The following is a 14633-nucleotide window of genomic DNA, read 5'->3' on the forward strand; positions in this document are numbered from 1 at the left end:
ACCGGCCGTAGAGGACTTTTTTGGGAACAGTCTCATGAACATAGATCAGAATCTCACGAGCATCATGATGACTATGATTATTAGCTAAAACAAGTACAAAACTTCCTTTGCTCCATACTCCCCCTAAAACGACTGTAATACCCAATGTCTCATTGGGTATTTTCTTTTTTTCTTCAATTTAAAAGGATCCTTGTTTAACTGGGCGAAACCCCGTTTTTTTGTATATATTTTTCTACTACGGACAAACTGATTAGTAAGTAAGGCCTCCTTTGTCCATATAGACCATGTGTAATTGCCTAAGTCAGGAGTAACCCTGGCTTTTTTCTTCTGGGCTAACTTACATAGTAATGATAATAAAATACTATTGTTCCATTTTTTTAAACAATTGGAAAATAAATAGACCGAACGTATTTTCTGTTGTATAGTAAAAGAAAAAACAATGGGGGATTCCTTTGAAGATTTATACACGTGTAAAATCAATCGGGAAACGCAGACCTGTGTTGCAACTACAAGAACTAGAAATTAACCCGGTTATGAACTTACGTGAATTAATTATTGAAGTCGTAACGCAGCAAGTAAAAGCATATAACGAAAAGCCTTTAGAGAAAGCGATTTGGATTTATCTTATTGATGAAGATTTAGAAGAAGCAGCACGAAATGGTAAAGTTAGTTTTGGTGACCGTAAAAATGAAAACCAGCAAGATTTAGAAAAAGCGATTCAAAATGCGATTCAAAGTTTTGAGGATGGGCTTTATTGTGTACTCGTAGGTGATGAAGAAATCAACGATTTGGATGCACCTTTAGATTTAAAAGAAGAGGATGTTTTGACATTTATTCGATTAACAATGCTTGCAGGGAGAGCTTGGTAAGGAGTGATGATGATGAATGAAACATGGTTACAACAATTAGAGGGAAAAAGTTTTGAAATTGCCGAAAAAATAATGAAAGCGGAAGAATCTGCTGAAAAAAATCATCAAATCTATGATTATGACAAAATTTCAGCTATAGATTCAGCATTAAAAAGCGAGGGCACCACACAAATTGAGGAGCTTTGGGAAAAAGGCCTAGAAAAAGTCATTCGAGCAATACTTGATAACGATCAGCAAGTAGAAGAATTTTATTGCTTTTTAGAACAGTTAAAAACAATCTCTTATCAAGTTGGATATTATCGCCGTTCTTATAAAACGAATCAGCCTGTCGTGGATCATAATCGAGCGATTACCAATCTTTTGGTCGCACTTCCACATAACAATAAAGTAGATGTATTAGATGTTCTATTGAATTTAAAGCAATTTGAACACCACTATGCAGGCAGTGTTACATGGTATTTACATAAGAAGACAGAAACTAAAGCTGTAACGACAGCTTATTTTATCGCTAAAGTGACCTATGAATTGCGTCAAAAGAATCGTGCCTATGAGGAAGCGGTGGAGGAAATCCTATTTGGCGAAAATCAAGTGGCCACATTACAGCATTCCGTTATTCAAGCGATCGTTCAAAGTGACAATGAACGCATGCTTGAGTCACTCGGAAAATTGTTACTCGCAGCAAAACGTCAAGAAGGACTTCGTCAAGCAATTCTTGAAACGGTTGACCAAGGGACACTATCGTCTTTAATTTACTTTATACATTTGATTCAAGAACATGATTTGATTCGCTTTTCTTCGGTTCAACGAGCGATTAGTACATGGATGGGGCTTGGCTACGAAGTAGAAGATAAAAAAATCATCGAAAAAGTGTTCACACTGGCACTTGCATTATTTGAAGGTGATATGAGCTATGAGGAATGCATCGAATCAGATGACTTGATTTTAAACTATGCAGCGCTTTGGTCGAAAGCAACACAATCGAAAGAGCTTGTGATCGAAGAAATTGAAAAGCTATTAAATAAGAAAAAGCATCAGCAATTATCGGCATTATATTTCCTAAAAACATTACAAGATAATGAGCTTGCGTATCCTCTTGTTGAGCCTTTGATGATGCAGACAGATGATTTGGATGTGTTAACTTTTGCTTTGCCATTTTTTATGCCTTTCCATGCACCCCACCGTTATTCAAACTATCATGATGTTTTTTATAAAGGTGAGGTTGATGAGAAGTATCGTTTTATGCTTCAGTTCCCAGAGGAATTGTATCAGCGTGTGCATGCCATTCGTGAGATGATGCCAAAAAATTCTCATCGAGTAGAAGAAAAGCCTTTCCCTTGGATTTTTACTGAATTAACAAAGGAAGAATTATGGCATACGACGTTGACGATTGCTCGTGTTCAACAAAATCGAGAATGGGTATTGGATATTATACAACATGCAAATGAGATGACGTCGGATAATCGTGGAAACTTACTTTATTGTTTGTCTGAAAAAGTGGAATCGTCCGTTGAAAGACAATTTCTATTCGAAACATTAAAGGATCGAAGACTTTCAAATCGTGAAGAAGCATTGAAAAAGATGAAAAAGCTATCATTGAACGATGATGAACTTCAGCAGATTGTACAAATTTTATCTTTAAAAACGGGTAGTCTTCGTCAAGCAGTGTTAAAGGTTTTAATTGCTCAGAAAGATGCAATATTAGAAGAAATCATTCCAACTCTTCTGGAAAGTCGCAAGCAAGACATTCGATTGGGTGGCTTAAGTTTATTATCTGTGATGTTAAAAGAAGAACGTTGTACGCAAAAAGATATTGCGATGTATACAGATAAGATAGCCAAGCCGACAACGAAAGAAACTGTATTAATAGAGGATTTATTAAAATCAGATACACATCAATTGACAAAAGAAAATGGATTTGGCTTATATAATCCAGACTACGATACGTCAAAAATCCCTGCTCTACCAGAAGTGAAACCCACCCATTTAAAGAAAACAATGGATTTCGATGAAACTCTCTTAATGGAGAAAATTCAAAAGCTTTCTGATTTAATCCATGAAAATCGCGAATATGCTTATGAAACATCGAGATGGGATGGATCTAAGTATCAGGTTCTTTTAGGAGAGTCTCGAATTACACCACTGTATGAGTATGCAGAAGAAGCTAAAAAAGAGGATCTATTACACTATTACCCACTTGCAGACTTGTGGAAATCATGGATGGAGGAAGTGGAACTAACGTGGTGGGATTGCCAATATATTAATCTTTATGTCTATTCAGATTACTACGATTCAAGTTCCTGGACAAAAACGATTCAGCCAGAGTACTTCTCGTTATTAGAGCAACTTTTTGATATCGAAAAAGCAGAGAAAATTAGTCGATTTTATAATGAATTACCATACAATTCAACAATCAATCAATTACTTTTAGTTATGCAAACAGAGTTCTTATTTGAAAACGCAGAAGACACTTTTGAAGCATTTTATCAAGCTTGCATCGAAATGCTTCAAAAAATAGATGTCGAAACATGGCATAAAAAAGTGGTTATATCATCTTGGGGCCGTCTCAAACCATTTTACGAGCATTCACTAATTAGAAGTTATTTTAGAATGCTGAGTCAAACTGAACGAACAGATGAGGATTTTGCGAAAAAACTAGCCATCCATTTAGAACTAACTCGACGCCAGCAAGTAGAAAATAAAGAAAAGCAACCGATGGTGGATGTAAGTATTGAAGAATTTTGTCGTGCAATTAGTTTAGATTTGTTAACAGAAGATGCACTTTTCGTCAAAATCTTTGAAAGTCATCAATCTCGCTTTGATTTACAAGATATTTTTGAACGTCCGAAACGTGAGGAGTTGCAGAAAAACTATCCATTTATTGAGGATCTTTATGAACGAATGGTTGTTCGTTTATTGGAAATTGAGTTATCGCGCGGCGACGCAGAAACCGAAGTGAGTGGATTTATTTCAAAAAATTTACTCGAAGTCGTAGGTGTTGAAACATTCGTTAACCTTCTTGTATTGATGGATGGCTTGAAATATGTTCGAGGCTATATATGGGGGTCGGAACATACGAAGCGAGAAATTTTCTCTGAATTAATGAAGATCAGTAAACCAAATAAAAATGAAACCGTTGAGGATTTAAAGGCTGCGCTTGCACCATATAAAGTGAGTGAAAAGCAATTGTTAGATGCAATGATGTACTCGCCAAGATGGATTCCGCTCGTTAGTGAATATTTGGGCTGGAAAGGTCTATTGAGTACGGCTTGGTACTTCAAAGCACATACTTCGGACGATTCTAGCTCATATGAGATGGACCATATTACTCACTATTCAAATTTATCGAAAGAAGATTTTACTGATGGTGTATTTGATTTGGACTGGTTGAAAGAGTCTTATAAAACAATCGGTAAAAAACGCTTTGAGCAAATATATGAAAGTGCTAAATATGCTTCAGAGGGATCGAATCACCGCCGATCACAGTTATTTGCAGATGCCGTATTAGGAAACATGCGTTTAAAGCCTTTATTAGAAGAAATTGAAGAAAAGCGAAATAAAGATAAAGTGCGTTGTGTTGGATTAATCCCGTTAAGCAAACGAATTCCAGAAAAAGACGCTTGGAAAAGATATCAGTTCTTACAAAAGTTTTTGAAGGAAAGCAAACAATTCGGTGCACAACGACGGGAAAGTGAAGGCTTAGCCGTGCGTGTCGCTTTAGCGAACTTAGCTCGTAATGCAGGAATTGATGATGTGACGCGCTTTGTTTGGAAAATGGAATTGTTTAGCTTAAAAGAAAGAGAAGTCTTTATGAACCCAATGAAGATTGAAGACGCAGACATGTGGCTAGAGGTTGATGAGTTAGGCGTAGCACAACTCATTGTTCAAAAAGACGGGAAGACATTAAAGTCGATTCCAGCTCGTTTGAAAAAGAAGCCAAAGGTCGTTCAACTTCAAGAAGTCCGAAAAGAAATGCGAGAACAACAAAAACGTTCAAAAAAATCATTGGAAGAAGCGATGGAAAGAAGCACAGCCTTCCAATTTGGAGAACTTCAGGCATTGCTTCAGCACCCTGTCATTTCACCTTTGTTAAAAACACTCGTTGTAAAAGTCGATCAGCATTTTGGTTACGTTCAAGAAGATGGATTATGCACATTAACAGATGGTTTACTTCAAATTGATCCAGAAAAAACAGCCATTTTAGCACATCCTTATCATCTTTATGAAGCGAAACAATGGCGTACGTTCCAGCAAGACCTTTTTGAAAAGAAAGTGCAGCAGCCATTTAAACAAGTCTTCCGTGAATTGTATTTAGTGAACGCAGATGAACGCCAAACAACAAACTCAAGAAGATATGCTGGTCATCAAGTTCAACCACAGAAAACGGTCGCTTTATTAAAAAATCGACAATGGATAGCGACATACGAAGAAGGGCTACGTAAAGTCAATTACGATGCAGATATCGTTGCGACACTCTATGCGATGTGCGATTGGTTTACACCTGCAGATATTGAAAGTCCAACGTTAGAATACGTTTATTTCTATCACCGCAAAACAGGTCAAACATTGAATTTAGAAGATATTCCTCCAGTCGTATTTTCAGAGATTATGCGAGATGTAGATTTAGTGGTGAGTGTTGCACATGTTGGTGGTGTAGACCCAGAGGCAAGTCATTCAACCATCGAAACACGCGCAGCGATCGTAGAAGAATTGATGAAGCTTTTAAAAATCGATCATGTTTCAGTTAAAGAGCATCATGCCATTGTTCGAGGAAAACTAGGTGAGTACTCGATTCATTTAGGAAGTGGAGTTATTCACCAAATTGGTGGACAAATGATTCCAGTGATTGCCGTACCATCGCAGCATCGCGGACGCATCTTCCTACCATTTGCGGACGAAGATCCACGTACAGCTGAAATCATGTCGAAAATTCTATTATTTAGTGAAGACGAAAAAATTAAAGATCCAATGATTTTAGAAAATATTCGATAAAGTGAAACTTCAATCAGCGGGGGTTTTCTTTATCCCCCACTGATTGTTAGTTGAACGGATCGGGCGTTTACGGGCTGTTGATCCCCCACCTACACAACTACGTTCCTTCTGCCATGTTGAGGTGGGGGTCTTACAGCCCGTTAATGCGGGATAAAAAAGAAGGGCTGTCGCAGAAAGTCAGTTTTCACTGACTTTCTGTACAGCCCATTTTTATTATAAAATTTGCGAGAAATAATTTTTACTGAATCCGGATTGATTTACTGACTTAGATTACATTTTTACTGAATTCACACACCGCATCAAAAAGACTGCCCCGAAGGACAGCCTTTTTGATTATTACCCGAGAACAAACCCTCTTGCTCCGAAAATTTTTAAGGTGATACCAACTTACATATTCTGTGATTTCTCTCTAGTTCTCGTCAAAGAATAAGCACTAGCCCATGAGGCAATGGGAATAATCAACGCAATGCCAATTCCAGAACAAAAGATCGTGATGATTTCCGCACTAAATACTTTTGAATTGATGATTTCTCCAAAAGAATACGATAAATCTTTAAACCATATGAGCAATCCCAAATAGCCTCCAAAGAAGGCAAAAAATAATGTATTGGTATCTGTTCCTAAGATATCCCTGCCAACGTTTAAGCCTGATCGGAATAAATCTTTCTTGCCGAGTAATGGATTGTGATGGAATATTTCATGCATGGAAGATGTAATAGAAATGGCCACATCCATCATCGCCCCTATTGCGCTCATAATAATGACCGAAGCGGCAATTTTAACAAAATCTACTCCAATATAAAGGGAAAAAATGCTAAGCTCCTCGATTTCTTCTTCTCCAAAGCCTTGAATCATCGTATGTTTTGTCACTATGTGAATGAATAATAGTAAAATAATAATGGTGATTAGGGTAGCAATGAATGCAGTGATTGTTTTACCGTTCACTTCATTGATATAGAATAAATTAATACAACTAATCATTACACATGCAATCAGTGTTACGATAATCGAATTAATGTGTGGATCTAGCATGAATAGTATCGTTAGAAGAATCACACCAAAGTTTAAAAATAAAGAAAAAAAAGATCGTGCTCCTTTTTTTCCGCCAATAAGAACCATTAAAATAAATAAAATGACTGCCAGCAATAGTAATACATTCATGATTTTGCCCTCTTTCGATTAACGAAAAAAATAGACGTATATAGGCTAATCGGAATCGTTAACACGACACCAATTCCTCCCGCTAAAGCTCTAGCTACTTCCAATGAAAGAGTCATGGAAAGAGTGAAACCTAATGGTACCCCATTCTTCAGATATAAAATAAGCACTGGAATCGAACCACTTATATAGGCAAAAAACAAAATACTCGTTATCGTCCCCATAATATTCCTTCCGATATCCATCCCTGAAGTTTTCAGTGCTTTGATCGATATACTGGGATTCTTTTCATACAACTCAAAGATAGAAGAAGACATCGTAATGGCCACATCCATTACAGCTCCTAAAGATCCGATGAATAATCCTGCCATAAATACCAAGTAGTAAGGGCGAGTCAAAAACTGCATCTCTTCATAGTGAAGGCCATTTTCAGAAGTTGCCCACATGGCAAGATAAGTAATCACCAAAGAAAGAAATGTTCCAACTAGAGTTGTAATGATGGCTGCATACGTTTTTTCATTAAAACCGTTAACAAGCAACAGAGAAATGATCGTAAAAAGAATAGCTATTATCCCGCATATCCATAATAAACTCAGATCTGTGCTATTCACATAAACATCTAATGCATATGATAACAAAACAGCGTTGAGTGCAAAACTAATAATGGAGAACAACCCTTGCTTTTTTCCGACGATCAGCAAAGTAAAGATAAAAATCCAACCAATCATTACAATATATTTATCGCGTTTTACGTTTATTATGTCTCCGGTTAATTTTGCTTCTTCATTTGTATGTTTATCAATCGACACAAATAACTCATTTCCCACTTGATATGCTTGATCATAAACCCCTGACAGTGAATACTTGTTCGTTAAATAGATAGTCTGTCCTTTTTCGTCTCCATTTTGTATGACAGCCGTAATATTCTGTGTAAATAGCTGGTCTTTGTTATTATGCTCATCCGTTATTTTTACTGTATCTTCTACACTTGTATCAATGACTTTAGCTATTGGGCTACTATAGAAGGCGTGATTGTGATAAACAAACACAACCGAACTAATAAAACAAAGCGCCATCATGATGTAAAACACAATTTGTCTCCCAGTCATTTCTTTTAATTTGTTTACAAAAACATCCAACCAAAAAACCTCCAGCTATCGTGATGAAATTTAATGTATCATTTTCATACATTGGTTTCAAGAGTTGAGACAAACAGACTTAAAAACACCCCTTGCCACAAATGTAGCAAGGGGTGTTGTATATTAGCCGATACTGCCTTCCATTTCGAATTTAATCAAACGGTTCATTTCAACCGCATATTCCATTGGAAGTTCTTTTGTGAATGGCTCGATGAAGCCCATAACGATCATTTCTGTTGCTTCTGCTTCAGACACACCGCGGCTCATCAAGTAGAATAGTTGCTCTTCAGATACTTTTGATACTTTTGCTTCGTGCTCTAAAGAGATGTTGTCGTTTAAGATTTCGTTGTATGGAATTGTATCAGATGTTGATTGATTATCCATGATTAACGTATCACATTCGATGTTAGAGCGAGCGCCTTCCGCTTTGCGTCCGAAGTGAACGATTCCGCGGTAAGTTACTTTTCCGCCGTGTTTCGCGATCGATTTTGATACGATAGTTGAAGATGTATTCGGTGCAAGGTGAATCATTTTCGCTCCTGCATCTTGGTGCTGGCCTTTACCGGCAATTGCGATCGAAAGCGTTAAACCACGCGCACCTTCACCTTTTAAAATAACGGCTGGATATTTCATCGTTAATTTCGATCCGATGTTTCCGTCAATCCATTCCATCGTTGCGTTTGCTTCACAAACGGCACGCTTCGTTACTAGGTTGTAAACGTTGTTCGCCCAGTTTTGGATCGTTGTGTAACGGCAGTAAGCATCTTTATTAATATAGATTTCTACAACCGCACTATGAAGGGAGTTTGTTGTGTAGACAGGTGCTGTACAACCTTCTACGTAATGCACGCTTGCGCCTTCGTCAACGATGATTAGCGTACGCTCAAACTGACCCATGTTTTCAGAGTTGATGCGGAAGTATGCTTGTAAAGGTGTATCTACTTTGACACCTGGTGGTACATAAATGAATGATCCACCTGACCATACCGCTGAGTTTAACGCTGCGAATTTATTGTCTGTTGGCGGGATTACTTTCGCCCAGTATTTGCGGAAGATATCTTCGTTTTCTTTTAACGCAGAGTCTGTATCTTTGAAGACGATACCTAAGTCTTCTAAGTCTTCTTTCATGTTGTGGTATACCACTTCTGACTCATACTGTGCGGATACACCAGCCAAATATTTTTGTTCCGCTTCTGGGATACCAAGCTTATCAAATGTTTGCTTGATTTCTTCAGGTACTTCATCCCAAGAACGCTCTGACTTCTCAGATGGCTTCACGTAGTAAGTGATTTCATCAAAGCTTAATGCGGAAAGGTCTCCGCCCCATTGTGGCATTGACATTTCATAAAAAAGTTCGAGTGATTTTAAGCGGAAGTCTAACATCCATTGGGGCTCATCTTTTAATTTAGAGATTTCTTCCACGATTTCACGTGTTAATCCACGCTCTGAACGGTAAACGGATACGTCTTTATCTTTAAAACCGTATTTGTAATCCCCGATTTCTGGCATTTTCTTCGCCATGTTGTATTCCTCCTGTCGTAATTATGATTATTCGTTCTCGTTCAATCCTTTTTCCATCGCTTTCCACGCTAAAGTGGCACATTTGATGCGGGCAGGGAATTTGGAAACTCCTTGCAATGCTTCGATGTCTCCAAGATCGATATCATCCGGATAGTCATTGCCTTGCATCATATCGGAAAAAATTTGTGAAAGTTTTAAAGCTGTTTCAATATCTTTGCCTTTAACGGCTTGTGTCATCATCGAAGCAGAAGCCATGGAAATCGAACAACCTTCTCCATCAAACTTCGCCGCTGTCACTTTGCCGTCTTCCACATTCAATGTTAAATGAATGCGATCGCCACAAGTCGGATTATTCATATCTATCGTTAAGCTGCCGTCTTCAAGCTGACCTTTGTTGCGCGGATTTTTGTAATGATCCATAATCACTTGGCGGTACAGCTGATCTAAGTTATTAAAAGACATCGCTAAAATACTCCTTTGTTTTGAGAAGCCCTGTGACAAGCTTATCAATATCTTCCTCTGTGTTATAAAGGTAGAAACTTGCTCTTGCTGTAGCGGAAACGTCTAGCCATTTCATAAGTGGCTGTGCACAATGATGACCCGCACGAACCGCAATTCCTTCCGCGTCTAACACTGTCGCCACATCATGTGGATGGACATCATCTAAGTTAAAAGTGACAAGTCCCGCACGCGCTTCACCAGACAGAGGTCCATAAATTTGCATGCCTGGGATCGTGCTCATTTTTTCAAGTGCATACGCTGCTAAACGATGCTCATAGCGCTCGATTTCATCCAATCCAATTTCTTGGAGAAAATCAATTGCTGCCCCAAGACCGATCGCACCAGCAATAATCGGTGTGCCGCCTTCAAATTTCCACGGAAGCTCTTTCCAAGTTGATTCATATAAACCAACAAAGTCGATCATTTCGCCACCGAATTCAACCGGCCCCATCTTATCAAGCAATTGCTTTTTCCCATACATGACACCAATGCCGGTTGGTGCACACATTTTATGACCAGAAAAAGCAAGGAAATCACAGTCCAAATCTTGCACATCAATCTTCATATGAGGGACGCCTTGAGCGCCGTCCACGACCATCACCGCACCATGCTGATGAGCGATTTGAGCGATTTCCTTCACTGGGTTAATCGTACCAAGAACATTTGACACCATCATGATAGACACAATCTTCGTCTTATCTGTGATCGTTGCCTTCGCATCTTCAAGCAAAATGGTTCCGTCAGCTTGAAGTGGAATGTATTTTAACGTCGCACCCGTTTCTTTCGCTAGTTGCTGCCACGGAATGATGTTGCTATGGTGCTCCATGTAAGTGATGACGATTTCGTCGCCTTCTTTTACATTCGCGCGTCCATAACTCGCCGCAATCGTATTAATTGATGTTGTTGTTCCACGAGTAAAAATAATCTCTTCACGCGCCGCTGCATTGATGAATTTACGCACTTTGTCGCGCGCACCTTCATAAGAATCTGTTGCGCGTGTACCGAGTGTATGCACACCGCGGTGAACATTCGAGTTATCCTCACTATAATATTTATTCAGTGCCTCAATCACTTGTACCGGCTTTTGGGAAGTAGCGGCACTGTCTAAATAAACGAGCGGATGTCCATTGACTTCTTGATCAAGAATCGGAAAATATTTTTTAATTTCCTTCGCGTTCATTAGCGAACTTTCCTTTCAATCACTTCAGTCAGTTGCTGTTTAACTCCTTCGATTGGAAGTTTATCCACAACTGGCGCTAAGAATCCGTGAATGATTAAACGCTCTGCTTCTTGACGAGAAATTCCGCGGCTCATTAAGTAATACAATTGCAACGGATCAACGCGTCCCACTGATGCCGCGTGACCTGCTGTAACATCATCTTCATCAATAAGAAGGATTGGGTTGGCATCTCCTCGCGCTTTTTCGCTAAGCATTAAGACACGTGACTCTTGCTCTGCATTTGACTTAGAAGCCCCATGCTCAATTTTGCCGATGCCGTTAAAGATCGATTTCGCTTCGTCTTTCATAACACCATGTTTTAAAATGTAGCCTTCTGTGTTTTTACCGAAGTGAACGACTTTCGTTGTGAAGTTTTGTGATTGCTTACCGCGACCAACGACAACCGTTTTCGTATCCGCGAATGAACCCGCACCGATTAAGTTCGTTACGTTTTCTGAAACTGTGTCACCATCGTTCATTAAACCAAGTGCCCATTCAATTCGAGCATCGCGACCAGTTACTCCACGACGGTTCACATATGTTGTCACTCCGCTGTTTAAATGATCGACCGCTCCGTACACCACTTTCGCATTGGCTCCAGCAATGACTTCTGTCACGATATTGGCTACAGATTGTTCTGTTTCCACTGTGGATATATAGTTTTCCACGTAAGTAACGACACTATTATCTTCTGCCACTACTAATACATGGTTGAAAAGAGCCGCATCGGCATTGTCATGTACATACACCGCTTGAATTGGTTCTTTCACTTCTACGTTTTTCGGAACGTAAAGAAAAGCTCCGCCGTTCATTAATGCTGCATGTAAAGCCGTTAATTTATGTTCATCTACTTTTACCGCTTCAGTCATAAAGTACTTTTCAACAAGCTCACTATGCTCTTTCACCGCTGTATGAATATCGGTAAAAATAACACCTTGTTCTTTAAGTTCTTCCGATAAAGATAAGAAAGTAGGCGTTTGATTGCGTTGAACGTAAAGATTTTTGTCTGCTTGTTCGATATCGATTAATGACTTCACTTCTTCAGGAAGTTCTTCTAAAGAAGCAAAAGGTTCACTTGTCACTTCATGTGCCGCAAATTGCGTGAAGTTCCATTTATCGATTTTTGTTTTTTCCGCTGTTGGTAGCGGTAGTACATCTATTTTATCAAGAGCTGCTAAACGCAAATCAGTCAGCCACTTAGCTTCGCCTTTTTGCGCTGAAAATGAGCGAACGTACTCTTGATCTACTGGTAAATTTGTTTCTACAGTCATGTTCATCCTCCTAGTGATCCAGCTTTCGTAAAATGGCTCTTATTGACTAACTGTTTCGTCTTCAATTCCAAGCTCTTGCTTGATCCAGTCATATCCTTCTGCTTCTAAGCGTTGAGCAAGCTCAGGTCCACCTGATTTTACGATACGACCTTGCATCATTACGTGTACTTTGTCAGGAGTGATGTAGTTTAGAAGACGTTGATAGTGAGTGATCATTAGGCATCCAAACTCACTGCCGCGCATTTCATTGATCCCTTTAGAAACGATTTTTAATGCATCGATATCTAAACCAGAATCGATCTCATCAAGGATAGCAATTTTTGGCTCAATCATCATTAATTGAAGAATTTCGTTACGCTTTTTCTCTCCGCCTGAGAAACCTTCGTTTAAATAACGTTGCGCCATATCTTGATCCATTTCAAGGAAGTCCATTTTTTCGTCCATTTTACGGATGAATTTCATTAAAGAAATTTCATTGCCTTCTTCACGACGGCTATTGATCGCAGAACGCAAGAAGTCAGCATTCGTTACACCCGTGATTTCGCTTGGATATTGCATCGCAAGGAATAGACCGGCACGAGCGCGCTCATCCACTTCCATCTCTAGTACGTCTTCTCCATCAAGTTCAATGCTACCTTGCGTCACTTCATATTTTGGATGACCCATGATTGCAGAAGATAATGTAGACTTACCTGTTCCGTTTGGTCCCATAATTGCGTGGAATTCTCCACCCTTTATCTCAAGGTTTACACCCTTTAAAATTTCTTTACCCTCAATTGCTACGTGTAAATCTTTAATTACTAATGTAGAAGCTGTCATATCTATACCTCCGTCTTTATCGAAAATGTTGTTGGATTATGATCATTCTCAATTTATTCTCATTACAATCTTATAACAAATGAAAAGTATATTCAACCAATGTAAAAGAATTGATGAGATATTTGATTATATCAAAAATTCCGCTTCATTCTATAATATTCTTTCCTTAAATAGCTGAAAAATTTCCACCCAACGGTTAGTTATATCAAAATAAAAAAAAACCAGCGGCTGTGCACTGGTTTTTTCTCACTATTATAATCATTGATTGATAAATCTGCCGTTGAAGTCTGCAACTATCCGGCGACTTTTCAAGTAATTTTTTTCGCGTGCCCGTTCTACATTCATTCTCACTTCATGATTTCGACTATACACCTCGTATCCGACTCCATGAGCTCCATGCATCGCTTTCTCCATACCTTCTGTGTACTCTAAATTCAGTGAGTTAAATAAATTAATAGGGAATCAATCCTTTCCGTTTTTGACTTCCACTATATATGTTAACAACAATTGGTTATTTCCACAAAAAGCATATAACATGCTCTCACCCGCTCACATCGCCTCTCAAACATTGACACCTAGATAAATCCCCTTATTCTTAAAATTCTTGCTATATCCTTTGATATCCTTCCCTTTTGAGCACAGGGACAAGAATGAACGTACTAATGTTTCATGCTTAGATCGTGAATCGCTTCTTGCACTAAAGTGACAGATTGACTCATGACCGCACCGCCACCAAATGCTGCTGCTACCCCCATCGCTTCTAACATTTCCTTTTCACTGCATCCTTGGTCGAGACAGCCTTTCACATGATAAATGATGCAATACTCATCTTGAGCAAACACACTAATGGCTAGCGCAATCAATTGTTTTTCTTTAAGTTCAATGTCTCCCTCTTTGAAGCAAGCCGCCGTGAACTCTTGATAATGTTTGGCCAAATCAGGCATCTTTTCTTTAAACACGCCTAGTCCTTCCTTGTATTCCCGCAACGCTGTCTCTGAAAAATTATTCATTTCCGTCTCCATCGTCGTCCCTCCTGCATGTTTGTCGCTTTTAATATGTCACAATAAAAAATTGTTTATGCGGATTTTTTACGGACAAGGTGGAGGATGCGACGCCCGGGAACTCGATCAGGCCCGATGGAAGGACA

10 protein-coding genes are annotated in these 14633 nt (G+C 38.9%); 2 read left to right on the forward strand and 8 right to left on the reverse strand.

What is annotated here, in order from left to right:
- The first annotated feature begins 452 nt into the window (after positions 1-452).
- A complete protein-coding gene (locus tag WDJ61_RS14700; RefSeq protein ID WP_338750993.1) occupies positions 453-869 on the forward strand; it encodes a hypothetical protein in 417 nt (138 codons plus the stop codon).
- Between the two features lie 12 nt (positions 870-881).
- Positions 882-5858, forward strand: coding sequence for a DUF4132 domain-containing protein (locus WDJ61_RS14705; protein WP_338750995.1), 4977 nt, complete (start codon positions 882-884; stop codon positions 5856-5858).
- 387 nt (positions 5859-6245) lie between these two features.
- Here WDJ61_RS14705 and WDJ61_RS14710 read toward each other — a convergent pair whose 3' ends face one another.
- From WDJ61_RS14710 to WDJ61_RS14745, 8 genes are all read right to left on the reverse strand, one after another.
- Positions 6246-7019, reverse strand: coding sequence for a YibE/F family protein (locus WDJ61_RS14710; RefSeq protein ID WP_338750997.1), 774 nt, complete (start codon positions 7017-7019; stop codon positions 6246-6248).
- Positions 7016-8155, reverse strand: coding sequence for a YibE/F family protein (locus WDJ61_RS14715; protein WP_413789021.1), 1140 nt, complete (start codon positions 8153-8155; stop codon positions 7016-7018). The genes WDJ61_RS14710 and WDJ61_RS14715 overlap by 4 nt, the downstream gene beginning before the upstream one ends.
- Before the next feature lie 123 nt (positions 8156-8278).
- On the reverse strand, positions 8279-9676 hold the full coding sequence (gene sufB / locus WDJ61_RS14720) for a Fe-S cluster assembly protein SufB (RefSeq protein ID WP_203363035.1): 1398 nt from the start codon (positions 9674-9676) through the stop codon (positions 8279-8281).
- Positions 9677-9703: 27 nt separating this feature from the next.
- On the reverse strand, positions 9704-10138 hold the full coding sequence (gene sufU, locus WDJ61_RS14725; RefSeq protein WP_338751002.1) for a Fe-S cluster assembly sulfur transfer protein SufU: 435 nt from the start codon (positions 10136-10138) through the stop codon (positions 9704-9706).
- Positions 10128-11357, reverse strand: coding sequence for a cysteine desulfurase (locus WDJ61_RS14730; protein WP_338751004.1), 1230 nt, complete (start codon positions 11355-11357; stop codon positions 10128-10130). The genes sufU and WDJ61_RS14730 overlap by 11 nt, the downstream gene beginning before the upstream one ends.
- Positions 11357-12667: a Fe-S cluster assembly protein SufD gene (gene sufD / locus WDJ61_RS14735; protein ID WP_338751006.1), complete on the reverse strand. Its 1311-nt coding sequence runs from the start codon at positions 12665-12667 to the stop codon at positions 11357-11359. The genes WDJ61_RS14730 and sufD overlap by 1 nt, the downstream gene beginning before the upstream one ends.
- 39 nt (positions 12668-12706) lie before the next feature.
- On the reverse strand, positions 12707-13486 hold the full coding sequence (sufC, locus tag WDJ61_RS14740) for a Fe-S cluster assembly ATPase SufC (RefSeq protein ID WP_338751008.1): 780 nt from the start codon (positions 13484-13486) through the stop codon (positions 12707-12709).
- A 659-nt stretch (positions 13487-14145) separates the two neighbouring features.
- Positions 14146-14508: a carboxymuconolactone decarboxylase family protein gene (locus WDJ61_RS14745; protein ID WP_338751010.1), complete on the reverse strand. Its 363-nt coding sequence runs from the start codon at positions 14506-14508 to the stop codon at positions 14146-14148.
- Positions 14509-14633 lie beyond the last annotated feature (125 nt).

The sequence above is a fragment of the Bacillus sp. FJAT-52991 genome (assembly GCF_037201805.1).
Taxonomy (GTDB): domain Bacteria; phylum Bacillota; class Bacilli; order Bacillales; family Domibacillaceae; genus Bacillus_CE; species Bacillus_CE kandeliae.